At 71.6% G+C, this 24058-nt stretch carries 26 protein-coding genes and 1 pseudogene; 9 read left to right on the forward strand and 18 right to left on the reverse strand.

The features are described 5' to 3' along the window. The first annotated feature begins 12 nt into the window (after nt 1–12). Nucleotides 13–651, forward strand: a complete 639-nt coding sequence (locus ACIQJT_RS39705) for a class I SAM-dependent methyltransferase (protein WP_402650369.1) — start codon at nt 13–15, stop codon at nt 649–651. Here the strand turns inward: ACIQJT_RS39705 and kstD are convergent. From kstD to ACIQJT_RS39720, 3 genes are all read right to left on the reverse strand, one after another. Next, nucleotides 648–2378, reverse strand: coding sequence for a 3-oxosteroid 1-dehydrogenase (gene kstD / locus ACIQJT_RS39710; RefSeq protein ID WP_402650370.1), 1731 nt, complete (start codon nt 2376–2378; stop codon nt 648–650). The genes ACIQJT_RS39705 and kstD overlap by 4 nt on opposite strands. Before the next feature lie 133 nt (nt 2379–2511). Beyond that, complete coding sequence (locus ACIQJT_RS39715; RefSeq protein WP_365462005.1) at nt 2512–2835, reverse strand: hypothetical protein; 324 nt, start codon at nt 2833–2835, stop codon at nt 2512–2514. Between the two features lie 148 nt (nt 2836–2983). Continuing rightward, nucleotides 2984–3400, reverse strand: a complete 417-nt coding sequence (locus ACIQJT_RS39720) for an ATP-binding protein (protein WP_365462003.1) — start codon at nt 3398–3400, stop codon at nt 2984–2986. 117 nt (nt 3401–3517) lie between these two features. On the opposite strand from ACIQJT_RS39720, the pseudogene ACIQJT_RS39725 reads away from it, so the two are divergent. Both ACIQJT_RS39725 and ACIQJT_RS39730 read left to right on the forward strand, forming a co-directional pair. Beyond that, a pseudogene (locus ACIQJT_RS39725) lies at nt 3518–4374 on the forward strand (helix-turn-helix domain-containing protein). Next, nucleotides 4371–4562 carry a DUF397 domain-containing protein gene (locus ACIQJT_RS39730; protein ID WP_402650371.1) on the forward strand — a complete coding sequence of 64 codons (192 nt, stop codon included), beginning with the start codon at nt 4371–4373 and terminating at the stop codon, nt 4560–4562. Before ACIQJT_RS39725 ends, ACIQJT_RS39730 begins: the two are co-directional and overlap by 4 nt. On the opposite strand, the gene ACIQJT_RS39735 is transcribed toward ACIQJT_RS39730, so the two are convergent. Together ACIQJT_RS39735 and ACIQJT_RS39740 are read right to left on the reverse strand one after the other, a co-directional pair. Further along, a complete protein-coding gene (locus ACIQJT_RS39735; RefSeq protein WP_365461997.1) occupies nt 4550–6466 on the reverse strand; it encodes an AMP-dependent synthetase/ligase in 1917 nt (638 codons plus the stop codon). The genes ACIQJT_RS39730 and ACIQJT_RS39735 overlap by 13 nt on opposite strands. Nucleotides 6467–6686: 220 nt before the next feature. Beyond that, complete coding sequence (locus tag ACIQJT_RS39740; RefSeq protein WP_365461995.1) at nt 6687–7973, reverse strand: acetyl-CoA C-acetyltransferase; 1287 nt, start codon at nt 7971–7973, stop codon at nt 6687–6689. Between the two features lie 88 nt (nt 7974–8061). Between ACIQJT_RS39740 and ACIQJT_RS39745 the strand changes: the two genes are divergently transcribed. Together ACIQJT_RS39745 and ACIQJT_RS39750 are read left to right on the forward strand one after the other, a co-directional pair. Then, on the forward strand, nt 8062–9342 hold the full coding sequence (locus ACIQJT_RS39745) for a 3-oxoacyl-ACP reductase (RefSeq protein WP_365461993.1): 1281 nt from the start codon (nt 8062–8064) through the stop codon (nt 9340–9342). Then, nucleotides 9342–10259 carry a MaoC family dehydratase gene (locus ACIQJT_RS39750; RefSeq protein WP_402650372.1) on the forward strand — a complete coding sequence of 306 codons (918 nt, stop codon included), beginning with the start codon at nt 9342–9344 and terminating at the stop codon, nt 10257–10259. Before ACIQJT_RS39745 ends, ACIQJT_RS39750 begins: the two co-directional genes overlap by 1 nt. Here the strand turns inward: ACIQJT_RS39750 and ACIQJT_RS39755 are convergent. From ACIQJT_RS39755 to ACIQJT_RS39785, 7 genes are all read right to left on the reverse strand, one after another. Further along, nucleotides 10252–10926 carry a TetR/AcrR family transcriptional regulator gene (locus tag ACIQJT_RS39755; protein WP_402650373.1) on the reverse strand — a complete coding sequence of 225 codons (675 nt, stop codon included), beginning with the start codon at nt 10924–10926 and terminating at the stop codon, nt 10252–10254. The two genes, ACIQJT_RS39750 and ACIQJT_RS39755, sit on opposite strands and share 8 nt — an antisense overlap. Nucleotides 10927–10972: 46 nt before the next feature. After that, nucleotides 10973–11284, reverse strand: a complete 312-nt coding sequence (locus ACIQJT_RS39760) for a DUF4229 domain-containing protein (RefSeq protein WP_365461989.1) — start codon at nt 11282–11284, stop codon at nt 10973–10975. Between the two features lie 74 nt (nt 11285–11358). Continuing rightward, on the reverse strand, nt 11359–11883 hold the full coding sequence (locus tag ACIQJT_RS39765; protein ID WP_402650374.1) for a GNAT family N-acetyltransferase: 525 nt from the start codon (nt 11881–11883) through the stop codon (nt 11359–11361). Nucleotides 11884–11899: 16 nt separating this feature from the next. Continuing rightward, a complete protein-coding gene (locus ACIQJT_RS39770; protein ID WP_365461985.1) occupies nt 11900–12547 on the reverse strand; it encodes a UdgX family uracil-DNA binding protein in 648 nt (215 codons plus the stop codon). A gap of 75 nt (nt 12548–12622) precedes the next feature. Beyond that, nucleotides 12623–13786: an aminofutalosine synthase MqnE gene (gene mqnE / locus ACIQJT_RS39775; protein ID WP_402650375.1), complete on the reverse strand. Its 1164-nt coding sequence runs from the start codon at nt 13784–13786 to the stop codon at nt 12623–12625. A gap of 84 nt (nt 13787–13870) precedes the next feature. After that, entirely contained in the window at nt 13871–14326 is a 456-nt protein-coding gene (locus tag ACIQJT_RS39780; RefSeq protein WP_031057954.1) for an Lrp/AsnC family transcriptional regulator, read from the reverse strand. Nucleotides 14327–14393: 67 nt separating this feature from the next. Continuing rightward, complete coding sequence (locus ACIQJT_RS39785) at nt 14394–15023, reverse strand: UbiX family flavin prenyltransferase (protein WP_365461981.1); 630 nt, start codon at nt 15021–15023, stop codon at nt 14394–14396. A 132-nt stretch (nt 15024–15155) separates the two neighbouring features. Between ACIQJT_RS39785 and ACIQJT_RS39790 the strand changes: the two genes are divergently transcribed. Continuing rightward, complete coding sequence (locus tag ACIQJT_RS39790) at nt 15156–15758, forward strand: rhomboid family intramembrane serine protease (RefSeq protein ID WP_402650376.1); 603 nt, start codon at nt 15156–15158, stop codon at nt 15756–15758. On the opposite strand, the gene ACIQJT_RS39795 is transcribed toward ACIQJT_RS39790, so the two are convergent. Genes ACIQJT_RS39795 through ACIQJT_RS39810 form a run of 4 tightly spaced genes read right to left on the reverse strand, consistent with a single transcriptional unit; the run spans nt 15749 to nt 19212 of the window. Continuing rightward, nucleotides 15749–16321, reverse strand: coding sequence for a Uma2 family endonuclease (locus tag ACIQJT_RS39795; protein ID WP_402650377.1), 573 nt, complete (start codon nt 16319–16321; stop codon nt 15749–15751). The genes ACIQJT_RS39790 and ACIQJT_RS39795 overlap by 10 nt on opposite strands. A 46-nt stretch (nt 16322–16367) precedes the next feature. Then, nucleotides 16368–17291 (reverse strand): menaquinone biosynthesis prenyltransferase MqnP, encoded by a 924-nt coding sequence (gene mqnP / locus ACIQJT_RS39800; RefSeq protein WP_402650378.1) that lies wholly within the window; start codon nt 17289–17291, stop codon nt 16368–16370. Then, a complete protein-coding gene (locus ACIQJT_RS39805; RefSeq protein ID WP_365461975.1) occupies nt 17288–17758 on the reverse strand; it encodes a hypothetical protein in 471 nt (156 codons plus the stop codon). The genes mqnP and ACIQJT_RS39805 overlap by 4 nt, the downstream gene beginning before the upstream one ends. After that, the gene (locus ACIQJT_RS39810; RefSeq protein WP_053848230.1) at nt 17755–19212 is read right to left on the reverse strand and encodes a menaquinone biosynthesis decarboxylase; all 1458 of its coding nucleotides are present in this window, start codon (nt 19210–19212) and stop codon (nt 17755–17757) included. The genes ACIQJT_RS39805 and ACIQJT_RS39810 overlap by 4 nt, the downstream gene beginning before the upstream one ends. Nucleotides 19213–19299: 87 nt before the next feature. Between ACIQJT_RS39810 and ACIQJT_RS39815 the strand changes: the two genes are divergently transcribed. Together ACIQJT_RS39815 and ACIQJT_RS39820 are read left to right on the forward strand one after the other, a co-directional pair. Next, on the forward strand, nt 19300–19689 hold the full coding sequence (locus ACIQJT_RS39815; RefSeq protein WP_365461973.1) for a PLD nuclease N-terminal domain-containing protein: 390 nt from the start codon (nt 19300–19302) through the stop codon (nt 19687–19689). Nucleotides 19690–19770: 81 nt separating this feature from the next. Next, nucleotides 19771–21153: a purine-cytosine permease family protein gene (locus tag ACIQJT_RS39820; protein ID WP_402650379.1), complete on the forward strand. Its 1383-nt coding sequence runs from the start codon at nt 19771–19773 to the stop codon at nt 21151–21153. A 6-nt stretch (nt 21154–21159) separates the two neighbouring features. Here ACIQJT_RS39820 and ACIQJT_RS39825 read toward each other — a convergent pair whose 3' ends face one another. Together ACIQJT_RS39825 and ACIQJT_RS39830 are read right to left on the reverse strand one after the other, a co-directional pair. After that, nucleotides 21160–22134 carry an isopenicillin N synthase family dioxygenase gene (locus tag ACIQJT_RS39825; RefSeq protein ID WP_402650380.1) on the reverse strand — a complete coding sequence of 325 codons (975 nt, stop codon included), beginning with the start codon at nt 22132–22134 and terminating at the stop codon, nt 21160–21162. Continuing rightward, the gene (locus tag ACIQJT_RS39830; RefSeq protein ID WP_402650381.1) at nt 22127–22576 is read right to left on the reverse strand and encodes a nucleoside deaminase; all 450 of its coding nucleotides are present in this window, start codon (nt 22574–22576) and stop codon (nt 22127–22129) included. The genes ACIQJT_RS39825 and ACIQJT_RS39830 overlap by 8 nt, the downstream gene beginning before the upstream one ends. Before the next feature lie 93 nt (nt 22577–22669). Between ACIQJT_RS39830 and ACIQJT_RS39835 the strand changes: the two genes are divergently transcribed. Further along, entirely contained in the window at nt 22670–23968 is a 1299-nt protein-coding gene (locus tag ACIQJT_RS39835; protein ID WP_402650382.1) for a PucR family transcriptional regulator, read from the forward strand. The last annotated feature ends 90 nt before the right edge of the window (nt 23969–24058 follow it).

Below are 24058 nucleotides of genomic sequence, written 5' to 3' on the forward strand. Positions count from 1 at the left end.
GGGTCCCCGGCCATGACCGACACCGACTTCGTGACCGCCACCCGCACCTTCTACGACGCCATCGCCGAGGACTACGCCGAGCGCTTCAGCCACGAGATCACCGCCAAGCCGCTGGACCGCGCGGTGTTCGCCGCGTTCGCCGATCTCGTCGGCCGGGGCGAACCCGTGGCCGACCTGGGCTGCGGTCCCGGGCGGGTCACTGCGCACCTCGCCTCCCTCGGCCTGGACGTCTTCGGCCTCGACCTGTCGGAGTCGATGCTGGCGATCGCCCGCCGCGAGAACCCGGGGCTGCGCTTCGAGCAGGGCTCGATGCTGGAGCTCGACCTGCCCGACGGCGCGCTCGCGGGCGTGGTGTCCTGGTACTCCTCCATCCACACCCCCGTGGAAGAACTCCCCGCCCTGTTCGCCGAGTTCCGGCGGGTCCTGGCTCCCGGCGGCCATCTGCTGCTGGCGTTCCAGATCGGCGACGAGCCCCGCCGCCACGAGAACCCCTGGGGACACCCGGTGACGCTGGACTTCCTGCGGCGGCAGCCGAACCACATGGCCGAGCTGCTCACGGCGGCCGGGTTCGCGCCCGTCTCCCGGACGGTCCGCGAACCCCACGACAACGAGTCGACCCGCCAGGCCGCGCTGATCTTCCGTCGCCCCTAGAGCACCCCGGCCAGATCCCGGGCCGCGATGTAACCGAAGGTCATCGCGGGGCCGATGGTGGAGCCCGCGCCCGCGTAGCTGTGGCCCATGACGGCCGCGCTGGCGTTCCCGGCGGCGTAGAGGCCGGGGACGACCGAACCGTCGGGCCGCAGGACGCGGGCGCGGGCGTCGGTCACCAGACCGCCCTTGGTCCCCAGGTCACCCGGGACGAGCCGGAAGGCGTAGTACGGGGGCAGCCAGAGCGGGGCCAGGCAGGAGTTCGGGAGGACCGAGGGGTCCGTGTAGTAGTGGTCGTAGGCGCTGTCACCGCGGCCGAAGTCGGTGTCGTCACCCTTCAGCGCGAGGGAGTTGAAGCGGTCGACGGTGGCGCGGAGGGCGGCGGCCGGGACGCCGACGGACCCGGCGAGGGCGTCGAGCGTCCAGGCCTTGTGGGCGGCGCCCGAGCTGTACCAGGCGTCGGGCAGCACGAAGGCCGGGGCGAGGTCACGGAAGAGGTACCGGTTGCGGTAGTTCTGGTCGACGATCAGCCAGGCCGGGATGTCCGGGTCGGTCGGGTTCCGGTCGTACATGGTGTGGACGACGTCACTGTAGGGGGCCGCCTCGTTGACGAACCGCCGCCCGGCCGCGTTCACGATGAGCCCGCCGGGCAGGGTGCGCTCAGCGAGGCAGAAGTACGGGTCGTCCGGGAGCGGGACGGCCGGCCCCCACCACGCGTCGTCCATCAGCGCGACAGCGGCGCCGAGTCGCTGCCCGGCCCGGATGCCGTCCCCGGTGTTCTCCTTGGCGCCGACGGTCCACTCCGTGCCGACGGGCTGCCGCTGGTACTGGGCCCGCATGGCCGCGTTGTGCTCGAAGCCGCCGGAGCCGACGATCACGCCCCGGCGGGCCCGGAAGAGGCCGCCCGGGGTCACCGCCCCGGCGACGGTGCCGTTCTCGACGTAGAGCTCGGTGAGGGGAGTGCCCAGACGGACGGGCACGTTCGCGTCCAGGAGACCTTTCCTCAGCCCCGCGGCCAGTGACTGGCCCATGGTGAGCGGGGTCTGCCCGAGGAGGGCCGCCTTGGTGCCGCGCGCCAGGCACTCGGCGGCGACGGCGGCGCCCTTGGCGTTCACGGCGGCCAGGGCGAGCCACTTGTAGTCGGCGCTGAACACGACCAGTCCGGGAGGGACGTCGAGGTACGGCGGGTTCAGGTGGGCGAGCTCGGCGCCGAGGAGCTTGCCGTCGAGCTGGTCGGGCTCGATGGAGCGGCCGCCCGGCAGGCCGCCCGGGAGCTCGGGGTAGTAGTCGCTGTACCCCTCCATCCAGCGGAACCGCAGCGGACTGTTGGCCATGACGAAGGAGATCATCGCGGGGCCGTGGGCGAGGAAGGCCCGCTGCCGGGCGGCGGGCACGTCCGGTCCGACGACGGCGGCGAGGTAGGCGGCGGCCTTGGCCGGGGTGTCCGGCACACCGGCCGCCAGGATGACGGGGTTGTTGGGGATCCAGATCCCGGCCCCGGACCGGGCTGCGGACCCGCCGAAGGTGGGCGCCTTCTCCAGGACCACGGCGGTGAGGCCCTGCCTGGCGGCGGTGAGCGCGGCGGTCATGCCGGCGGCGCCGGAACCGATGACGACGACGTCGTACGTGCCGAGCTGCGGTAAGTCGGCGGCGCTCGCGCCCTGTTGTATCCCGGCGGCGACGGCCGCCCCGGCGCCGGCGGCCAGCAGGTGTCTTCGGGTCACGCTCATGGTCGGGTCCCCCCGCGATCGGTATGGACGAAGAGGTCCGGAACGTCGCGCGGGGGTCTTGAGAAGTCAAGGGGTGTGGAGGGCGGCGAGGGTGTCCTGCCGGGCGGCGGCCCGTACAGGCCCACCGGACTCCTCAGAATCCGGGAGCGGGGAGGAGGCCGGGCCACCACGGCGGTGCGCCGCTGGGACATTCGTACGTGGCACCGCTCCAGAAGAAGGAGACCGCGCACCAGCACACGACGGGGAGCACCACCGCGAGAGCGAGGGCATGAAGGAGGGCCTGTCGCCCCACGAGGACTCCCACGATCACCCAACTCAGAGTCAGCAGGCCCCAGAGGGCCGGGACGAAGAGAACGACGAGGAACAAGCCGTTCGCCGCGCCGTTGACTCCGCTGTCGCAGGCACTCAGCGCTCTGCCGAGAAGCATGGCGGTGAGCACCGCGAGAGCAAGCCCCATCAGCGTTCCGAGACATCCGTGAAGCCGCCGCTCACGCATCCACATCCCCCTCACTGTCGGCTTCACCCGTCCTTCCCCGCATCCCGCCGCTCACGCTGGGCCCGAGGCCCCGGTCGAAGGGCCCCCGTGCACCCGGCCGCCGGCGCCGTCACCCGAGTCCGATCTCGGCCCACACCGTCTTGCCCACGTCCCGCTCCGCGACACCCCAGGTGCGGGCCAGCAGGGTGACGAGGATCAGCCCCCGGCCGTGCTCGCCGTCCTCCTCGCGGCGGAACCGGAGGGCACGGTCGCCCCGCGGGTCGCTCACCTCGATACGGAGCGTGTTCCCCGGGAGCAGGAGCAGCCGCAGCTCGAAGTCCCGTCCGGGGACCCGGCCGTGGGTCACCGCGTTGGCGGCGAGTTCGGCGACGAGGTGCTGCGCGGTGTCGTTCACCTCGGTGTCATGGGGGTGGCCCCACTCCGCGAGCTGCGCGGCGGTGAGCCTGCGGGCCAGCCGCGCGCCTCGCGGGGTGGCGCTCAGACGCTGGGTCAGTTCGTCGGTGGGGGTGGAGATTTCGGCGTTCACGTGACTGAGCGTGCTGGCTTGTCTCTACGCTGACCAGGGGCGACTCGGCGACGCTGGGTAGCTGTACGGATGCGTGGCGTGTGGTGTACGGGCTGTCGGGCGGGAGGGATGGGGCGCATGGCCGAGCGGAGGCCGGAAACGCCTGCGGAGGCGGACGGTACGGCGGGGCTGTTCGTCGCGCTGGGCAAGATGGTGAAGCTGCTGCGCGAGCGGAAGGGGCTCACGCAGAAGGAGTTCGGGGAGATGGTGGGGTACGGCCCCGACGCGATCTCCTCGATGGAACGCGGAGTGCGGACGCTCCGCCCCGAGGTGCTCACCAAGGCCGACGAACTGCTCGACGCGGGGGGCCTGTTGAAGGAGGTCGTCCCGGAGGTCGAGGAGGCGATGGCGAGGACACGGACCCGGCACCCGGAGTGGTATCGCAGTTACGCGGGCCTGGAGGCGGAGGCGGTCGAGCTGCACTTCTACGCCAACCACGGAGTACCGGGCCTGTTGCAGACCGAGGACTACGCGCGAGCCGTGTTCGCCAAACGGCGGCCGTTCCTGGACGAGGAGACGATCGAGAAGCGGGTCGCGGACCGCCTCTCCCGGCAACAGGTCTTCGGACGTTGGCCCGTTCCGATCGTGAGCTACGTTCTGGAGGAGATCGTGCTGGACCGGCCGATCGGCGGACGCCGGGTGCACGCGGATCAGCTTCGGCGCCTGCTCCAGGTCGGGCAGATGCGGAACGTCGAGATCCAGGTGATGCCGTCCACGCTGGAGGAACACCCCAACATGGACGGGGCGTTCAACCTGCTGACGCCGAAGGGGCATAACCAGGTGGCGTACACGGAGGTCTCCAGGGGTACCCGCGCTTGATCACCGAGTCGGAAGAGGTCAGGAAGATCACCGACCGCTATGGGATCATGCGAGCGATGGCACTCTCCCCCTCGGAGTCCCGGAAGTTGATCGAGCGGAAGCTGGAGGAGCTATGAACGTCGAACAGCTCACTTGGTTCAAGTCCAGCTACAGCGGTGGCGAAGGCGGCGAGTGTCTGGAGGTCGCCGTAGGCGCCGGCACCGTCCACCTCCGTGACTCCAAGCACCCGACCGGCCCCCACCTCGCTCTCTCCCCCGGCGCCTGGTCGGCCTTCCTCGCCGCGCACGGTGCTCAGCGCTCGTAGAGCCTCTCGATCTCGTCCGCGAAGTCCCGCATGACCGCCTCCCGGCGCAGCTTCATCGACGGGGTCAGATGGCCGGCCGCCTCGGTGAGGTCGGTCGGCAGGACGGCGAAGCGGCGGATGGACTCCGGGCGGGAGACCATCTTGTTCGCCTCGTCCACCGCGCGTTGCAGGACCTGTAGCAACTCCTCGTCGTTGACCAGGAGTTCGGCGGGGACGGGGTGCTTGCCGTTCATCTGGCGCCAGTGGTGTACGCCGTCCATGTCGAGGCTGATCAGGGCCGAGATGTAGGGGCGGCGGTCACCGAGGACCATGCACTGCGAGATCAGGGGGTGGGAGCGCAGCCAGTTCTCCAGCGGGGCCGGGGCGACGTTCTTGCCGCCGGCCGTGATCAGGATCTCCTTCTTGCGGCCCGTGATCGTCAGATAGCCCTCGTCGTCCAGCTGTCCGATGTCACCGGTCGGGAACCAGCCGTCGGCGGAGGCGGGGGCCACCCCCTCGCCGTAGGGGTCCCAGTAGCCGCGGAAGACCTGGCCGCCGCTCAGCAGGATCTCGCCGTCCGCCGCGATGCGGATGCGGGTGCCCGGGAGGGGCCAGCCGACCGTGCCCAGGCGGGGCTTCAGGGGCGGGGTGCAGGTGGCGGCCCCGGTCGACTCGGTCAGGCCGTAGCCCTCGTAGATCTCCATGCCGGCGCCCGCGTAGAAGGCCGCGAGACGGCGGCCGAGCGGGGAGCCGCCGGAGATGATGTGCCGGATCCGGCCGCCCATGGCGTTACGGATACGGCGGTACACCAGCGGGTCGTAGAAGGTGCGGGCCGCCTTCAGGGCCGCGCCCGGGCCGGAGCCGGTGCCCGCGTTGCGGGCCTCCATCGCCTCGCCGTAGCGCACGGCGACGTTGGTCGCGCGGTCGAAGACGGTGACCCGGCCGCCGCTCTCCGCCTTGGCGCGGGCGTTGTTGAAGACCTTCTCCAGCATGTACGGGATCACGAGGAGGAAGGTCGGCTTGAAGCTGGCGAGGTCGGCCAGCAGGTCCTCGGCCTGGAGGCTCGGCGCGTGCCCGAGGCGGACCCGGGCGCGGACGCAGGCGATGGCGACCATGCGGCCGAAGACGTGCGAGATGGGCAGGAAGAGCAGGGTCGCGAGGTCCGCCTCCTCCGACTTCGACTTGAAGACGGGGTAGAGGAGTTCGACCGCGTTGTCGATCTCGGCGAGGAAGTTGCCGTGGCTGAGCACACAGCCCTTGGGGCGGCCGGTGGTGCCGGAGGTGTAGACGACGGTGGCGACCGTGTCCGGGCCCAGCATGCCCCGCCGTACGCCGATCTCCTGTTCCGGGACGGGCCGGCCGAGCTCGGCCAGGCGGTCCACGTGGCCCTTCTCCATGACCCACATGTGGCGCAGGTCGGGGAGGCGGCTGAGCTCGGGACCGAGGGCGGCGGCCTGGGCGGCCGTCTCCGTCACCAGGGCGACCGCGCCGGAGTCCTGGAGGATGAACCGGGTCTGGAAGACGGAGGACGTGGGGTAGACGGGGACCGTCACCAGGCCCGCGGCCCAGGCGGCGAAGTCCAGGAGCGTCCACTCGTACGTCGTACGCGCCATGATCGCGACCCGGTCGCCCGGCATCAGGCCCTCGGAGATCAGGCCCTTCGCCACCGCCAGCACCTGCTGGGCGAACTCGGCCGCCGTGAGGTCGACCCAGCGGCCGTCCTCGGTGCGGCGGCTCATGACCCGTTGCTGCGGCGCCGCCTCCGCGTTGTCGAACGGCAGGTCCGCGAGCGAGCCGTGGGTCACCGGCGGCACCAGCGGCGGCACCGACACCTCGCGGACCTCACCGTCCAGCCGCACGATCTCTGGTTCCACGAGCACGGGCGCGCCGTCGTAGTCGTGGCCGGACACGTACGAGAGGGACATGGTCAGCTCCTGGGACGTGCAGCTCGGTACCGCTCCGCTGCATGAGGTACGCAGGGGACGTACCGGGGCGTTCACCCGCGAGTGCGCCGGGAAGGGTTACCAGGGGTAGGAGGGTGATCCTAAGTGGCTCAAGTGGCGACTCTGTGCGGGTTCGTTGATGGTCCGGAGCCAGGACTGTGCAATCTCGACCGCAAAGTGAGAATTTGTCAGCTATCGGCGGCTACGGCCGCTCCAGGATCGCCGTCACTCCCTGTCCGCCCGCCGCGCACACCGAGATCAGCCCACGGCCCGGGCCCTCCCGTTCGGCCAGCAGCTTGGCGAGCGTGGCCACGATCCGCGCCCCGGTCGCCGCGAAGGGGTGCCCGGTGGCGAGGGAGGACCCGGTGACGTTGAGCCTGGTCCGGTCGACCGGGGCCAGACCCCGCTTCTCCCAGGCGGCGAGGGTCGCGAGGACCTGGGAGGCGAAGGCCTCGTGGATCTCGACCAGGTCGAAGTCCTCCATGCCGAGTCCGGTCCGCTCCAGCATGCGGGGGACGGCGTGGGCGGGAGCCATCAGCAGCCCGTCCTCCCCCTGGGCCACATCCCCCCGCACGAAGTCCACGGCCGCCGTCTCGTACGCCGTGAGGTACGCCAGCACCTCCAGGCCGCGCGCCTCCGCCCACTCCTCCGACGCCAGCAGGACCACCGCCGCGCCGTCCGTCAGCGGGGTGGAGTTCCCGGCCGTCATGGTCGGTTCGGGGTCCTTGAGACCGAACACCGGCTTGAGCGCGGCGAGTTTGGCGGCCGTCGAGTCGGGGCGGAGGTTCTGGTCGCGGGCCAGGCCGCGGAAGGGGACCACCAGGTCCTCGAAGAAGCCGCGTTCGTAGGCGGCCGCGAGCCGCTGGTGGCTCGTCGCCGCCAACTCGTCCTGGGCCTCGCGGCTCACGCCCCACGCCCGGGCGGTGACGGCGGCGTGCTCCCCCATCGACAGACCGGTGCGGGGCTCGGCGTTGCGCGGGATGTCGGGCACGAGGTGGGCGGGGCGGATACGGGCGAGTGCCTTGAGGCGGGCGCCGGCCGACTTCGCGCGCCGGGCCTCCAGCAGGATGCGGCGCAGGTCGTCGTTGACGCCGAGGGGTGCGTCGCTCGCGGTGTCCGCGCCGCCCGCGATCGCGGACTCGGTCTGACCGAGGGCGATCTTGTTGGCGGCGGCGATGACGGCCTGGAGTCCGGTCCCGCACGCCTGCTGGATGTCGTACGCCGGGGTGCGCGGGTCCAGCTTCGAGCCGAGGACCGTCTCGCGGGCGAGGTTGAAGTCACGGGCGTGCTTGAGGACGGCACCGGCGACGAACTCCCCGACCGCGCCCGGCCCCTGGAGCCCGTTGCGCTCCACGAGGGCGTCCAGGGCGGCGGTGAGCATCTCCTGGTTCGAGGCGGTGGCGTAGGGGCCGTCCGAGCGGGCGAAGGGCACACGGGTCCCCGCGACGATCGCCACACGCCGGGCCACCGGCGGCTCCAGGGGGCTCATCTCCACCAGCTCCTCACCACGAAAATGGACTTACCTACGGTAACCTTACTCCAGAGTAAGGAATCTGCGACCGACCCGGGAGATGAACATGGCCGACCGCTATCTGAGCTTCACCGGTACCGCGCCGGGCCGGTTCCTCACCCGCCGCCTCGGCCTCCCGCAACCGGCGGTGCTGCGCCGCTGGTCACCGGAGACCCCGGGGTTCGAGGGCGGGGTGCTCCAGCTCACGGCGGGCAAGTCGGCGCTGTCCGGGCTGGACTTCCCGGCCGCGTCGGACACGCCCGCCGCGGTCCTGCTCGACGCCACCGGAGTGCGGGACGTCGAAGGGCTCGCCGAGGTGCACGCGGCCCTGCACCCGGTCGTGCGCTCGGTCGCCGCGAGCGGACGGGTCGTCGTCCTCGGCGCGCCGCTCGACCCCGCCGACCACCACCAGGCCGCCGCCCAGCAGGCGTTGGAGGGGTTCACGCGCTCCCTCGGCAAGGAGATCGGGCGGGGCAGGACGGTCAACCTCGTACGGCTGACCGACGCGTCCGCCGCCGAGTCGACCCTGCGGTTCCTGCTCTCCCCCAGGTCGGCGTACGTCAGCGGCCAGGTGATCGAGGTCGGGCAGCCGCAGGAGGCCGACTTCGACCGGGACCTCCCGCTCGCGGGGCGGACGGCCCTGGTGACCGGCGGGGCGCGGGGCATCGGCGCGGCGGTCGCCGAGACCCTGGCGAGGGACGGGGCGCGGGTCGTCGTGCTCGACGTGCCGGGGGCGGCGGCGGACGCCGAGCAGCTGGCCGGGCGGCTCGGGGGCAGCGCCCTCGCGCTGGACGTCACGGCTCCCGACGCGGGCGCGCGGATCGCCGAGGCGCTGCCCGATGGACTGGACGTGCTCGTCCACAACGCGGGCATCACCCGGGACCGGCGGCTGGTCAACATGGATGCGGAGCGCTGGAGTTCGGTGCTCGACGTCAACCTGGCGAGCGTGCTGCGCACGACGGACGCACTGCTGGAGAGGGGCACGCTGCGGCGCGGCGGGCGGATCGTCGCCACCGCGTCCATCGCGGGGCTCGCCGGCAACGCCGGACAGACCAACTACGGCGCGAGCAAAGCCGGAGTCGTCGGACTGGTGCGCTCCCTGGCACCCCGGGCGCTGGCCGGGCACGGGGTCACGGTGAACGCCGTCGCCCCGGGATTCATCGAGACGAAGATGACGGCGGCGATCCCGCTGTTCATCCGGGAGGCGGGGCGGCGCATGAACTCCCTCGGACAGGGCGGACTGCCCGTCGACGTGGCCGAGACGACGGCCTGGCTGGCCCACCCCGCCTCCGGCGCGGTGAACGGCCAGGTCGTACGGGTCTGCGGCCAGAGCCTGTTGGGGGCGTAGTGGGATCCCACGACACACGGTCCGAGCGGTCGTACGGCCGCCCGCGGACCGTCCTGCGCCGCTCCCCCTCCCTCCTCCCGCTCCTCGCGCGGGGCGCCCTGCGCTCCCCCTTCAAGCGGCCCTCGGCCACCGCGGACTTCCCCCGCACCCGCCTCGTGCTGCCCGGACTGCGCGTGGACCTCGCCCGACTGGCCGCCTACGAGCGGGTGTGCGGGTTCGCGACCGGGGAGGACGCGCTGCCGGTGACGTATCCGCACGTGCTGGGCTTCCCGCTGGCGATGAGCCTGATGAGCGGACGGGACTTCCCGCTGCCGCTGCTCGGACTGGTGCACACCTCCGTCGAGATCACCCGCCACCGGGAGCTGACCGCGTCCGGCGCGTACGAACTCACCGTGTACGTCGACGGGTTGGCGCCGCACCGACGGGGCACCGAGGCGTCGGTCGTCACCGAGCTGCGGGTGGGCGAGGACGTCGTGTGGGAGTCGGTGAGCACGTACCTGGCACGGCACCGCACGACGGAGACCGGTGCGCAGCGGGACCGGGGCCGGGACCAGGAGAGGCACGGCCCGCTGCCCGCGGTCGCCGAATGGCGGCTGGCCGGGGACATCGGACGGCGCTACGCCGCCGCGTCCGGCGACCGCAACCCGATCCACCTGTACCCGCTCACGGCCCGCCTCTTCGGCTTCAGGAAGGCCATCGCCCACGGCATGTGGACGGCGGCCCGCTGTCTGGCCGCCCACGGCACGCCCCCGGCGGTACGGGTGCAGGCCGAGTTCAGGGCACCGGTGCTGCTGCCGGGGACGGTGACCTACGCGGCGGACGGGGAGCGCTTCGAACTGTGCGACGGGGAGCGCGTGCACGTGACCGGGGGTGTGTACCCGCCGGGCGGCCCCGCCTCGGCAGGCGCCGCTAGCTGACCTGGACGGGGGCGCTCCCGGACGCCGTGTCCTGGAGCGTCCACGGCCGGCCCTCCATGAGGTTGCCGAGTCCGGCCCACGCGAAGTTCATCAGGGTCGCCGCGGACTGCCTCGCCGTCACGCTCGGGGTCGCGTTCGCCCAGGCGGCGAGGGACTCGGCGGCGCCCACGAGCGCCTCGGCGAGCCCGGCGACCTCACGCTCGGGCAGGTCCGGGTCGCGGTGGGCCGCACGGGCCGCGACCACGATCAGATGGGTCACGAACGCCACGATCTCCTCGCGCATCGCGGTGACCTCGGCGGCGAACGCCTCACCGTGGATACGGGCCTGGAGGTGCAGCACGGACCAGCCGTGCGGGTTCTGCGAGGTGTGCGTGAAGAACGCCAGCAGCCCGTCCCAGAGCTGACGGTCGGCCGCGGGGCCGGTGCCCACGCCCGTCCGCACGGCCTCGGTGAGCGCGGCCGCCTCCCGGCGGATGCACGCGGTGAAGAGGTCTTCCTTGGAGTTCAGGTACAGGTAGACCAACGGCTTGGACACACCGGCGAGTTCGGCGATCTCGTCCATCGAGGCGGCCATGTACCCGCGCCGTCCGAAGATCTCCACGGCGGCGTCCAGCATCTGCTGCTCCCGCACGGCACGCGGCATGCGCTTGCTCTTCACGACACCCATGCCCAAAGCCTACGGTCACCCGGGCACGCCGGCGCGGGCGTTGGGCTCAGGAGGTCTGCGGGGCCTGGCCCGGGGAGGGGGCGGCCTCGTCGGCGGCCTCGTCCTCCTGGCTGCGGTTCGCCTCCAGGTTGGCCTTCATCCGGTCCACGCGCTGCACGACCTGGATGGAGGCGCGGTCGCGCTCCTTGCGCAGGACCACGAAGCTGATGGGGGCCGACAGCAGCAGGGAGAGCAGAACGATCCACATGCCGTTGGAGTCGCCGAGGCCGCGCGGGGCGAGGCCGGAGTAGACGAGGCCCCAGACGACCACGAGGCAGCCCACGAAGATCCCGAGGCGCATCAGCGTGTAGCGGAGCATGTCAATCCACTCTTCCGGTTCCTAAAGGGACACCGTCCAGTGAAGCACGCCGGGCACCCGATCTTCGACGGGGGTCAGCCGAGCGGCAGCAGCATGATCACGTCGTCCCGGTCGTCCCCGGGAGCGACCCGTATGGCGTCGGGGATGCGGCCGACCTCCTTGTAGCCGCAGGAGCCGTAGAACCGCTCCAGGCCGAGGCCGCCGCGGCAGGTGAGCCGTATCGCCTCGATGCCGTCGAGCCCGCGGGCCGCGTCGGCCGCGGCGGCGAGCAGGTCGCGGCCGTAGCCCCGGCCCTGGTGGCGGGGGTGGACCATCACCGTGTAGAGCCACAGCCAGTGGGTCATCAGCCGGTGCGTGTTGAAGGTGAGGAACGCGGTGGCGGCCACCCGGCCCTCCGTGTCGTGTCCGACGAGCAGCCGGGTGCGGCCGTCCGCCATCGCCGCGAAGTGCTTCACCAGCTCGGGGCGTATGGTCTCCCGCTCCACGGGAGGGACGAAACCCACGGCACCGCCCGCGTTGCTGACGTCCGTCCACAGGTCGAGGAGGCCGTCCCGCAGGGTGGGAGTGACGGCCGGGTCGAGAGTAAAGGTAAGGGACACAGCAGCATCGTAAGCCTTACCCCAGCGCGTGTGCCGCCACCTCCAGGTCCGCCACCAGACCCCGGTACGCGGCCTCCCTGTCGTCGGCCCGCAGTACGGCCGAGGGGTGCACGGTCGGCACCAGCCGCTCCGGCCTGCCGTGGATCTCCTCCTCCAGCACGGTCCCGCGCACCTGCGTCACTCGGAACGACGAGCCGAGCAGCGCCTTGCCCGCGGTGGCGCCGAGCACCACGATCAGCTCCGGCTCGACGAGCGCCAGCTCCCTGGCGAGCCAGGGCCCGCAGGCCGTCATCTCCCGCAGGGTGGGCGACTTGTGGATGCGCCGCTTGCGCGGCTCGGCCTGCGTGAACTTGAAGTGCTTCACGGCGTTGGTGACATAGGCGTGCGCGGGATCGATCCCGGCCTCCGCGAGCGCCCGGTCCAGCAACTTCCCGGCAGGCCCGACGAACGGCTTCCCCTGCCTGTCCTCCTGGTCCCCGGGCTGCTCCCCCACGAGCATCACGCGCGCGTGGGGGTCGCCGACCCCGAAGACGACCTGAGTGGCATCGCGATGAAGCGGGCACCCACGACACGCACCGGCGGCCCGCCGCAGAGCGGGAAGGCCACCGCGCTCCGGAAGAAACGGTTCAGCGGTATAGGCGTCCTCGGGTGCCTTCGAGGTCATGCGCCCCCGGGTACCCACCCGGGGGCGCGGCGAACTGCGCGACCGGCCCCACCGCGCCGCAGCCGACGAACGACCTCAGACCCGCATCGGCTGAGGAGACTCCCGGCGCCCCGCGTCCGGCCCGTCGTACTCCCGGATGATCTCGTACCGCGTGTTCCGCTCCACCGGCCGGAAGCCCGCGTCCCGGATCAGGTCCAGCAGGTCCTCGCGGGTCAGCTTGTTCGGCGTGCCGTAGTTGTCGGCGTCGTGGGTGATCTTGTACTCGACGACCGAGCCGTCCATGTCGTCCGCGCCGTGCTGGAGGGCGAGCTGGGCGGTCTGCACGCCGTGCATGACCCAGAAGACCTTGACGTGCGGGACGTTGTCGAACAGCAGGCGGGAGACCGCGAAGGTCTTCAGGGCCTCCGCGCCCGTCGCCATCCGGGTCCGCGCCTGGAGGCGGTTCCTGACCTTGCCGTCCTTCACGTCCACGAAGTCGTGCTGGTAGCGCAGCGGGATGAAGACCTGGAAACCGCCGGTCTCGTCCTGGAGCTCACGCAGGCGCAGCACGTGGTCGACGCGGTGCCGCGGCTCCTCGATGTGGCCGTACAGCATGGTGCTCGGGGTCTTCAGACCCTTCTCGTGCGCCAGGCGGTGGATCCGGGACCAGTCCTCCCAGTGGGTGCGGTGGTCCACGATGTGCCGGCGGACCTCCCAGTCGAAGATCTCGGCGCCGCCGCCGGTCAGCGACTCCAGACCGGCGTCGATCAGCTCGTCGAGGATCTCGGAGGCCGACAGACCCGAGATCGTCTCGAAGTGGTGGATCTCCGTCGCGGTGAACGCCTTCAGCGAGACGCCGGGCAGCGCCGCCTTGAGCTCACGCAGCGACCGCGGGTAGTAGCGCCACGGCAGGTTCGGGTGCAGGCCGTTGACGATGTGCAGCTCGGTGAGGTTCTCGCCCTCCATCGCCTTGGCGAGCCTGACCGCCTCCTCGATGCGCATCGTGTACGCGTCCTTCTCGCCCGGCTTGCGCTGGAAGGAGCAGTAGGCGCAGGACGCCGTGCACACGTTGGTCATGTTGAGGTGGCGGTTCACGTTGAAGTGGACGACGTCGCCGTTCTTCCGCGTCCGCACCTCGTGCGCGAGGCCGCCGAGCCAGGCCAGGTCGTCCGACTCGTACAGCGCGATGCCGTCCTCACGGGTCAGCCGCTCACCGGCCCTGACCTTCTCCTCCAGCTCGCGCTTGAGCCCGACGTCCATGCGACACCCTTTCTCCGACAACCTGTCCACCGTACGCCCCCGCCCTTCGGGCGGGAGGTGCCCCCATACGGCCCTGCAACGGGCCTACGCCTCTTCGGGCAGTTCCCCGACCCGGTTCTCCCACTTCGTGGAGAGCACGATCGTGGTGCGGGTCCGCGAGACCCCCTCGGTCCCGGACAGCCGCCGGATGATCTTCTCCAGACCGTCGACGTCGGGCGCCCGCACCTTCAGCATGTACGAGTCGTCACCCGCGATGAACCAGCAGTCCTCGATCTCGGAGAGGTCCCGCAGGCGGCGCGCCACGTCCTCGTGGTCCACCGCGTCGGACAGCGAGATGCCGATCAGCGCGGTGACGCCGAGGCCGAGCGAGGCGGCGTCGACGGTGGCGCGGTAACCGGTGATGACACCGGCCGCCTCCAGCCGGTTGATGCGGTCGGTGACGCTGGGTCCGGACAGACCGACGAGGCGCCCCAGCTCCGCGTAGGAGGCCCGGCCGTTCTCCCTCAGGGCCTGGATGAGCTGCCTGTCCACCGCGTCCATGGGATCGAAGCCTTCCGCTGAAAAGTGCCTGAAGTGATGAGAGGTACTGCCGCTACTGCCACTTGCCCTACTGACCCGATGTGCCGCCGCCCAGTTCGCCCTGCCAGCGCCGGTACAGGTCGTGCCGCACGCCCGCCGCGTCCAGCACCCGCCCGGCGACGAAGTCCACCAGGTCCTGGATGTGGGTGGCGCCCGCGTAGAAGCCCGGCGAGGCCGGCACCACGCTCGCGCCGGCGTCGTCGAGCGCGACGAGGTGCCGCAGGGTCTGCCCGTTCAGGGGCGTCTCCCGTACGGCCACGACCAGCGGCCGCCGCTCCTTCAGCGTGACGCTCGCGGCCCGCTGGAGCAGGTCCTTGGAGAGGCCGAGGGCGACTCCGGCCACGCAGGCGGTGGAGGCGGGGACGATCAGCATCCCCTTGCTCGGGTACGACCCCGAGGACGGCCCCGCGGCCAGGTCCCCGGCGGGCCAGTACCGCACCGCGTCGGTGTCCACGTCGAAGGCCGGCTTGCCGTCGGCTCCCCGGCACAGCCATTCCCGCAGGTCCTCGCGCCAGTGCGCGTCCCGGAAGGAGATCCCCGTCTCGTCGAGGAGGGTGAGCCGCGAGGCACGGGAGACGACCAGGTCGACGCTCTCTCCGGCGGCGAGCAGCGCACGCAGCACGGACGCGGCATACGGGGTGCCGGAGGCGCCGGACACCCCTACGATCCAAGGCGTACGCGGCGTCTCTCCTGGCTTGACTGGGTTCACACCCCCGAGCCTATCCGGCGCCGCAGGGTGGGAACCGGCCAAGGGGGTCGGGGCGTTCCTCTGAGGGGACGGGGGGTTGACATGCCGGGCAGGGAACTCGAGTGGTCGCGCGGTGACCGGGCCAAGGCCGCGGCCAAGCTGATGGTGGGCTGGGTCGCGCTGCTGTGGCTGCTCGAAGTGGTGGACGTGGCTAGCGGCCACGCCCTGGACGGCCTCGGCATCACGCCCCGCACCCCGTCCGAGCTGGTCGACGTCGTGCCGGCGGCCTTCGTCCACTTCGGCTTCGCCCACGTGGCCGCGAACAGCGTCCCGCTGCTGGTCATGGGCTTCCTCGCGGCGCTGGGCGGTATCCGTCGATTCGCCGCCGTCTGCGCCCTGATCATCGTCGCCGACGGCCTGGGCGTCTGGCTCACAGCCCCGGCCCACACCAACACGGCGGGCGCGTCGGGCCTGATCTTCGGCCTGTTCGGCTACCTGGTGGTGACGGGCTTCGTGCAGCGCCGCCCGCTGGGCGTTCTGGTGGGCCTCCTGGTCGCGGCGGTCTGGGGCACGTCGATCCTGGTGGGCCTGGCACCGACCCAGTCGGGGGTCAGCTGGCAGGGGCATGTGTTGGGCCTCGCGGCGGGAGTTGCGGCGGCGTTCGTGTTCCGGCGCCGGGCGGGTCGGGACGTGGTTCAGCTCTGAGGCCGGGCCTTCGGGTCGACCGGGAGCCGGGAGGTCGGGATCGTCAGCTTGCCGAGCGGGGAGTCGACGGTCAGATCGGGGCCGTAGGGAAGAGTGTCGTGGCCTCGGTACCCGTCGGGTCCTGGATTCCACATGGCGACGGCGTGGCCCTGCAACGGATCGAGGATCACATAGTTGGAGATGCCTCGGGAGGCGTACCAGCGGGGCTTGATCTCGTAGTCACGACGCACGCTCTCCGGCGACACCACCTCGGCCACGAACTCGATCAGATCAGCGGGGTAGGAGCTACGGTTCTCGGCCTCCGCCTCGGCTGGGATGACGGCGATGTCCGGGCAGAACTCGTTGGCGTCGTCGAAGGGGAACGCCACATCACTCACCAAGGCCCAATCCGGTGAAAGCTGGTCCTCAAGACCGGCGGACACCCTGAGGATCGTCTTCCCATGGAACGGCCTGACCGGGTTAATCACGATGCTGCCCTCGACAATCTCCGTCAGATAGCCGGGGAACATGTCCTCCAGCTTGCTGAGCTGCGAGTGCAGGCGGTCGATGCCCGAGACGGTCACGCTGGCCTCCCTGGGGTCCTGCCCTCGATGGTAGGCCGCACCGTACTCACACGGTCAGACCGCGAACCAGCAGATCCAGCAGCGCACACACGAAGAGGGCGATCCCGATGAAGCCGTTGACGCTGAAGAACGCCCGGTTCAGCCGGGACAGGTCATGCGGCCGCACGATCGAGTGCTCGTAGACGAACGCGCCCGCGACGATCATCAGGCCCACCCAGAAGAACCCACCGGCCTCGGTGACGACGGCGTACCAGACGAGGAGGGCTGTCGTCAGGGCGTGACAGACCCGCGCGCCCCAGATCGCCGCCGGGATGCCGAACCGCGCCGGGACCGACCTGACCCCGATCTCCCGGTCCGTCTCCACGTCCTGGCAGGCGTAGATCAGGTCGAATCCGCCGATCCAGATGCCGACCGCGAGGCCGAGGACGACCGCGTCCCAGGACCAGGACCCGGTGATGGCGAGCCAGCCGCCGACCGGACCCATCGCCTGGGCGAGACCGAGGATGGCCTGCGGGAAGTTCGTGAACCGCTTGCCGTACGGGTAGACCACCATCGGGATCACCGCGACGGGCGCCAGCGCCAGGCACAGCGGGTTCAGCAGCGCCGCCGAGCCGAGGAAGACGACGACCGCGACCAGCGCCCCGGTCCAGGCGTGCTTCACCGACATCGCCCCGGTGACCAGCTCGCGCTGGGCGGTCCGGGGGTTCCGCGCGTCGATCTCGCGGTCGATGATCCGGTTGACCGCCATCGCGAAGGTGCGCAGGCCGACCATGCAGATCGTCACCAGGAGCAGGCGCCCCCAGTGGATGTTCCTGTCCCACTCGTACATCGCGGTCAGTGCGGCGATGTACGCGAAGGGCAGCGCGAAGACCGAGTGCTCGATCATCACGAGGCGCAGGAAGCTCTTCACCTTCCCGGTCGGCTGCGGCGCCGGGCCCGGGCCCACGACCCCGTCGGCGGTGGTCATCATGCGAGGCTCCCGAGGAAGGCGTCGAGGTCGGTCAGGAGTGCGGCGGCGGGCAGCGGGCCCGTCTCCACGGTCAGCGGTGTCGCGGCGTCGTCGGGCGGGGTGACGTGCGCGGTGAAGGCGTATCCGTCGGGGCCGGCCGGGCGGGCGTCCAGCCGCAGCGCCGCCCCGCCGTCGACCGTGAACGGACCGTCCGCCGCGACGAGCTCCGCGCGCAGCCGCTCCGCGAAGTCGGCGGGTTCCGCGTCGCGCACGCCGGGCAGCTCGAAGCCGTCGCCTTCGCCGCCGTGCTCGAAGAGGACCGCCCAGGTGTCACCGGCGCCGGCGAGCTCCTCAGGCGTGACGCCCGCCTGCTCGGCGGCCAGCCGGACGCCGGGGTCGGCCGGGTCCAGCGCGGGCCGCACGAGGGCCACGTAGTCGGTGTCGGTGCCGATGAACAGGGCGGGGCCGCCCGCGGCGATGGGGCTCACAGGCCGTACTCCTTCCAGCGGCGGTCGACCTTCGCCGCCGTCTCGGGGTCGGACTCCACCATGTCCGGCCAGCCGCCGTCCCGGGTGTAGCCCTCCTCGGGCCACTTCTTCGTCGCGTCGATGCCCGCCTTGCCGCCCCAGAACTGCTGGTAGGAGGCGTGGTCGAGGTGGTCGACCGGTCCCTCGACGACCGAGAGGTCCCGGGAGTAGTCCGTGTTGCCCAGCGCCCGCCAGGCGACCTCGTGCAGGTCGTGGACGTCGCAGTCGGCGTCGACGACCACGATCAGCTTGGTCAGCGACATCATGTGTGCCCCCCAGACCGCGTGCATCACCTTCTGCGCGTGCTTGGGGTACTTCTTGTCGATCGAGACGATCGCGCAGTTGTGGAAGCCGCCGGACTCGGGCAGGTGGTAGTCCACGATGTCCGGGACGATGATCTTCAGCAGCGGGAGGAAGAAGCGTTCCGTCGCACGGCCCAGCGGTCCGTCCTCCGTCGGGGGCCGGCCCACGACGATCGACTGGAGCAGCGGCCGCTTCCGCATCGTCACGCAGTCGATGGTCAGCGCCGGGAACGGCTCCTGCGGGGTGTAGAAGCCGGTGTGGTCCCCGAAGGGCCCCTCCGGGAGCATCTCGCCGGGCTCAAGCCAGCCCTCGATGACCACCTCGGCCTGCGCCGGGACCTGGAGCGGGACCGTCTTGCAGTCCACCATCTCGATCCGCTTGCCCGCGATGAACCCGGCGAAGAGGTACTCGTCGATGTCGCCGGGGAGGGGGGCCGTGGAGGCGTAGGTGACGGCGGGCGGGCAGCCGAAGGCGATGGCGACGGGAAGGCGCTCACCGCGCCGCGCGGCGACCTGGTAGTGGTTGCGGCTGTCCTTGTGGATCTGCCAGTGCATGCCGATGGTGCGCTTGTCGTGGCGCTGGAGGCGGTAGAGACCGAGGTTGCGGATGCCGGTCTCCGGGTCCTTGGTGTGGGTCAGTCCCAGGTTGAAGAAGGACCCGCCGTCCTTGGGCCAGGTGAACAGCGCGGGCAGCCGGTCGAGGTCCACGTCGTCGCCGGTGAGGACGACCTCCTGCACCGGGGCGTCGCCGGACTTCACCTTCTTCGGCGGGACGTGGGTCATCGCGCCGAGCTTCCCGAAGGCCTCGCGCACCCCGACGAAGCCCTGCGGGAGTTCGGGGCGCAGCAGCCCGCCGATCTTGTCGGAGATGTCGCCGTAGGACTTCAGGCCGAGGGCCTTGAGGAGCCGGCGGTCGGTCCCGAAGACGTTCATCGCGAGCGGCATGGCCGACCCGCGGACGTTCTCGAAGAGCAGCGCGGGGCCGCCCGCCTTCTGCACGCGGTCGACGATCTCCCCGACCTCCAGATACGGGTCGACCTCGGCCTTGATCCGCTTGAGGTCTCCCTCGCGTTCCAGTGCCCTGAGCAGGGAGCGAAGATCGTCGTAAGCCATGGGGTCAAGTATCCCCGAGCCGCTACCCTGACCCCGTCAGGGGCCCGTCACAGGCTCCACACACCGTTCCCTGGGGGGCCAAAGCACATGTTCCGGCTGCTGATGTACCTGATCCCGCTGGCGCTGACGATCTACGCGTTCATCGACTGCCTCAACACTCCCGAGGACGAGGCGAAGCACCTTCCCAAGATCGCCTGGGTCTTCATCATCCTGCTGTTCTGGATCGTCGGCCCGATCGCCTGGCTCGCCGCGGGCAAGCTGCGCACCCCGCCGGCCAACGGCCGCACCCCCTCCGAGTGGCACCGCAACCACCGCATGGAGTACGTCGCCCCGGACGACAACCCCGAGTTCCTGAACTCCCTCAAGGCCGACCACAAGAAGGACGAGGCCCTGCTGAAGGACTGGGAGGCGGACCTGCGCCGCCGCGAGGAGGAGCTGAAGCGCCGGGAGGCCGGCGAGGAGCCCAAGGGCGACTGACAAGCTGTACGCCGGCGAGGGCCCCGGAGCGGACATCGCGCCCCTGGGCGGAGGCGGGCGGGGGCCGGACACTTACCTCGCATGACGACAGCTCCCGCCGACTCTCCCGGCACGCTCGCTCCCGCATACGGTGACAAGGTCATCGCCGTCGAGACGGCGGGCTCGGAACCCATCCCCGAGTCCGAACGGCACGGCGGCCCGCTCCAGTTGCTGTGGACCTGGGCCTCTCCCAACATCGAGTTCGCCACGGTCTTCATCGGGGTGATCGCGGTCCTCTTCTTCGGCCTGAGCTTCTGGCAGGCCACGGCCGCCATCGTGCTCGGCACCGCCCTCGGCGCGCTCACCCAGGGTGTCCTGTCTCTGGACGGGCCCCGGTTCGGGGTGCCGCAGATGGTGATCGGCCGCCTCTCCTTCGGGTACCGCGGCAACATCCTGCCCGCAGCGGCCAACGGCCTGGTCGCGGGCGTCGGCTGGTTCGCGGTGAACAGCGTCAGCGCGGCCTTCGCGCTCAACACCCTCACCGGTCTGCGGCCGCTGCCGTCCCTCCTCCTGGTGGTGGCCGCCGAGATCCTGATCGGCTTCATCGGCCACAACTTCGTCCACGTCTTCGAGAAGTACGCCTTCCCCGTCCTCGCGGTGATCTTCCTGCTGGCCGGGGTGTGGACCTTCAAGGACGCCGACCTCGGCGGGGGCGGCACGGGCGGCGGTATCGGCGGTTTCCTGCTCGCGTTCAGCGCGGCCTGGGGATACGCGGCGGGCTGGAACCCGTACGCCTCGGACTACTCGCGCTATCTCCCGCGTACGGCGAACAGGGCCAGGACGGTCCTCTACCCCGCGCTCGGCCTGTTCCTGTCGGTCACGGTGGTCGCGGTGACCGGCGCGGCCTCGGCGACGATCGTGGCCCCGAAGGACGCCACCCCGACGGCCGCCTTCACAGGGCACCTGCCGGGCCGGCTCGGCGACCTGGTGCTGATCGCGATCATCCTGGGCGCGGTCTCGGCGAACGCCCTCAACGTGTACTCCGGCGCGATCTCGCTCGCCTCCTTCGGTCTGGACCTGCCCGCCTGGCTGAGCCGGAGCGCGCTGGTCGTCGTGTCCGGGATCGCCGGTACGGCGGCGGCCTGGGCCTCGCTCTCCGACGCGGGGGCGGCCTACGAGGCGTTCCTGCTGGTGATCGCGTACTGGGTGGCGCCGTGGCTGGGCGTGGTCCTGGTCGAACGCCTCCTGCGCTCCGGCACCACCGGCACCGCCCGCCTGACCGACCGCGCCTTCACCAACCGGCCCGGCCTCGCAGCCCTGCTGGCGGGCGTGGCCGTGTCCGTCCCCCTCTTCTCCAACCAGGAGGACTACGTCGGCTACGTGCCGGAGCACTGGCCGTCGTTCGGGGACATCACCCCCGTGGTCGGCTTCACGGTGAGCGCGCTGCTGTACGCGGCACTGCGGAGGCGGTTCCCGGCGCGGTGACGGCTCTCAGGCGACCGTGATCGAGTCCAGCTTGGCCCTCAGGTACGCGTGGGAGTCGACGCGTTCGTACGCCACCCGCCCGACGGGTGCCGGGACGGACTCGACGGTCGTGCCGGGGGTGCACTCGCCGAAGTAGACGAGGGACATCAGCTCCTCGGCGGGCGCGTCGGCCGGCGGCGGCAGCACCCGGTGGCGTCCGGAGCGCCAGCGGTCGCCGGTCCAACGGGCCATCAGATCACCGATGTTGACGGTGAAGGCGTCCGGGTCGAAGGGGGCGTCCTCCCAGCCGCCCGCGTCCGTGAACACCTGGAGCCCGCCCTTGCCGGCCTGCCGGTCGAGGATGGTCACGGTGCCGAAGTCGGTGTGCGGGCCGATGCGGAACTGACCGGGCTGCGGTTCCCCGACGACCTCGGTGCCCGGGTACCAGTTGATGTTGAAGCCGTACGTCGGGTGGTCCATGTGCCGGGAGAAGAAGTCGGGTTCGAGGCCGAGCGCCGCGCCGAGGAGGGTCAGCAGCCGCTTCTCCAGCTCGGCCATGCGCGCCAGGTACTCCTCGCACAGCTCCCGCAGTTCGGGCACCTCGGCGGGCCAGACGTTCGGCGCGTACCACTCCGCGTTGACGACCGGGTCCTCGAAGGGTTCGTCGGTGGCGAAGGTCAGCGACTCCTTCAGGTCGGGCGGGGTCTCGGTGCCCTCCGCGTAGCCGTTGGCCTCGGCGCCGGGGCCGAGCCAGCCACGGCCGCCCACCTTCGCCTCGTATACCTGCTTCGTCGGCGTGGGCAGCCGGAAGAAGGTCCGCGCCGCCTCCCGGATGCCCGCGCGCAGGGCCGGGTCCACGCCGTGCCCGGTGACCAGGAAGAACCCGGCGGTCTGGAGGGCCTCGTCGAGGGTGCGGGCGACGGCGGCGCGGGCCTCGGGGTCCCCCGAGAGCCAGGGGCGCAGGTCGATGGTCGGAATGCGGGGCCGCGGGGTGTCAGTCACCGATGTCCTCGTTCCACAGTGCCGGGTTCTTCTCGATGAAGTCGGTCATCATCCGGACGCACTCGGGATCGTCGAGCAGCACGATCTCCACGCCGTGCCCGGCCAGCCAATCGTGCCCGCCGTGGAAGGTGGCGGCCTCCCCGATCACCACGCGCGAGATCCCGAACTGGCGGACCAGCCCGGAGCAGTACCAGCACGGGGACAGGGTGGTCACCATCGTCGTACCGCGGTACGAGCGCTGCCGTCCCGCCGCCCGGAAGGCGGCCGTCTCCGCGTGCATGGAGGGGTCGTCGTCCTGCACGCGCCGGTTGTGGCCGCGCCCGAGGAGGGTGCCGTCGGCGCCGTAGAGCGCGGCCCCGATGGGGATGCCGCCCTCGGCGAGCCCGGCGCGGGCCTCCTCGACGGCGGTGGCGAGCCACCGGTGTGCCTGTGCCTGATCCATGTCTCTCACTCTCCTGTGGCGGAAACACGAGGGCAACGTGCGGAAAGTACTCTCCCGGCAGCCCACAGCCGGACGAACTGTCGGGAGGCGCGCATGCCCGCACTCACCCTTCGCGAGATCCTCGCCCTCGACCCGGTCCGCGCCGCCGAGCCCGAACTGCTGGCCGGACACGCCGCCCTGGACCGCCCGGTCCGCTGGGTCCTCCCCCTCCTTCTCGACTTCGCTCGAAGCGGGGGGACCCCCATCAGCGAGGTCTACGAGGGCGCGAACTTCCTGGACGGCGGCGAACTGCTGCTCACCAACGGATTCGGGCTGACCGGCCCCGACGAGGAGACCCGCCGCCGTTACGTCCGTGAGCTGGCCGCCCGGGGCGCCGCCGGACTCGCCGTGGAGGTCGGCCGCTCCCTGCCGGTCATGCCCGCCGAGGTGGCCGACGAGGCCCGCCGCCGCGAGCTGCCGCTGCTGGCGATGCACCGGGTCGTGCCCTTCGTGCGGATCACGGAGGCCGCCAACCGGGCGATCGTCGCCCGCGGGCTGTCGGGCCGTGCGGTGGTACGGCCGTGGGGCGGCGACCACACGGCGGCCCTGCTCGCCGACCTCGCCGACCGGGCGGCGCTGAACCAGCCCGAGGTGGAGGCGCGGGCGGCGCTCGCGGGCTTCCACCCCGGCCCCGGCGCCCGTCTGATCGGGGTGTCCCTGCACGGCACGCGGGACGTGAGCACGGTCGACCGCGCGGTACGGCCGCTGGGCGGGGCGGGGGTGCTGCGCGCCGCGTTCCCGGGGGACGTCCTGGCCCTGCTGTCCCTCCCCGCGGCACGCACCGGTGACCCCGTGAAGGCGGTCCAGGAGGCCTTCCGCACGACGGCGGCCCCCGGACTCACGGTCGCCGTGGGGCACGCCGTGGCCGCGGGCGACGGCTGGCTGCGCTGGAGCGACACCCTGCGGGCGGCCCGTGCGACACGGGAACTGGCCCTGACCGTCCCCTCGGCCGAACCCGCCGCCCCCGACGGCCCGTTGGTGGTCTCCTCCCGGGCCCTGGCGCTGGAGCGGGAGCTGACCCGGGGCGGGGTGGACGCCAACCGGGACCGCCTGGAGGCCCTGGTCCAGCACACCCTGGGCCCCCTCCTGACGTGGGACGCGGCCCACCCGAGCGACCTGGTGCGCACCCTGGAGGTCCATCTGCGCAACGGCTGTTCCCCGACCCGCACGGCGGCGTTGCTCCACATCGGGCGCCAGTCGCTGTACCAACGCCTCGAGCGCATCGAGTCGTTGCTGGGCCTGGAGGTGGACGAGCCGGACCTGCTGGGCGAACTGCTGACGGCGACCTGCGCGTACCGGGTGGTGCGCGGGACGCCCACCGCCGCACGCGGCGGGCTGCGGACGGTGGCCTAGGTGTATTGATCACGAGCGTTGTTAACGCCGCCAGGGCTTGATCATGGCGAAGACCTCCGGTGTGGTGGAGCTGTCTAGGACTGCACCGCA

This window comes from Streptomyces sp. NPDC091972 (genome assembly GCF_044756385.1).
GTDB lineage: Bacteria > Actinomycetota > Actinomycetes > Streptomycetales > Streptomycetaceae > Streptomyces.

Excerpts from the sequence above, each read along its gene's own strand:
- ACIQJT_RS39705 (WP_402650369.1), top strand. The coding sequence starts at position 13 with ATGACCGACACCGACTTCGTGACCGCCACCCGCACCTTCTACGACGCC.
- kstD (WP_402650370.1), bottom strand. The coding sequence starts at position 2,378 with ATGAGCGTGACCCGAAGACACCTGCTGGCCGCCGGCGCCGGGGCGGCC.
- ACIQJT_RS39715 (WP_365462005.1), bottom strand. The coding sequence starts at position 2,835 with ATGGGGCTTGCTCTCGCGGTGCTCACCGCCATGCTTCTCGGCAGAGCG.
- ACIQJT_RS39730 (WP_402650371.1), top strand. The coding sequence starts at position 4,371 with ATGAACGTCGAACAGCTCACTTGGTTCAAGTCCAGCTACAGCGGTGGC.
- ACIQJT_RS39735 (WP_365461997.1), bottom strand. The coding sequence starts at position 6,466 with ATGTCCCTCTCGTACGTGTCCGGCCACGACTACGACGGCGCGCCCGTG.
- ACIQJT_RS39740 (WP_365461995.1), bottom strand. The coding sequence starts at position 7,973 with ATGAGCCCCCTGGAGCCGCCGGTGGCCCGGCGTGTGGCGATCGTCGCG.
- ACIQJT_RS39745 (WP_365461993.1), top strand. The coding sequence starts at position 8,062 with ATGGCCGACCGCTATCTGAGCTTCACCGGTACCGCGCCGGGCCGGTTC.
- ACIQJT_RS39755 (WP_402650373.1), bottom strand. The coding sequence starts at position 10,926 with ATGGGTGTCGTGAAGAGCAAGCGCATGCCGCGTGCCGTGCGGGAGCAG.
- ACIQJT_RS39760 (WP_365461989.1), bottom strand. The coding sequence starts at position 11,284 with ATGCTCCGCTACACGCTGATGCGCCTCGGGATCTTCGTGGGCTGCCTC.
- ACIQJT_RS39770 (WP_365461985.1), bottom strand. The coding sequence starts at position 12,547 with ATGACCTCGAAGGCACCCGAGGACGCCTATACCGCTGAACCGTTTCTT.
- mqnE (WP_402650375.1), bottom strand. The coding sequence starts at position 13,786 with ATGGACGTCGGGCTCAAGCGCGAGCTGGAGGAGAAGGTCAGGGCCGGT.
- ACIQJT_RS39780 (WP_031057954.1), bottom strand. The coding sequence starts at position 14,326 with ATGGACGCGGTGGACAGGCAGCTCATCCAGGCCCTGAGGGAGAACGGC.
- ACIQJT_RS39790 (WP_402650376.1), top strand. The coding sequence starts at position 15,156 with ATGCCGGGCAGGGAACTCGAGTGGTCGCGCGGTGACCGGGCCAAGGCC.
- mqnP (WP_402650378.1), bottom strand. The coding sequence starts at position 17,291 with ATGATGACCACCGCCGACGGGGTCGTGGGCCCGGGCCCGGCGCCGCAG.
- ACIQJT_RS39810 (WP_053848230.1), bottom strand. The coding sequence starts at position 19,212 with ATGGCTTACGACGATCTTCGCTCCCTGCTCAGGGCACTGGAACGCGAG.
- ACIQJT_RS39815 (WP_365461973.1), top strand. The coding sequence starts at position 19,300 with ATGTTCCGGCTGCTGATGTACCTGATCCCGCTGGCGCTGACGATCTAC.
- ACIQJT_RS39820 (WP_402650379.1), top strand. The coding sequence starts at position 19,771 with ATGACGACAGCTCCCGCCGACTCTCCCGGCACGCTCGCTCCCGCATAC.
- ACIQJT_RS39830 (WP_402650381.1), bottom strand. The coding sequence starts at position 22,576 with ATGGATCAGGCACAGGCACACCGGTGGCTCGCCACCGCCGTCGAGGAG.
- ACIQJT_RS39835 (WP_402650382.1), top strand. The coding sequence starts at position 22,670 with ATGCCCGCACTCACCCTTCGCGAGATCCTCGCCCTCGACCCGGTCCGC.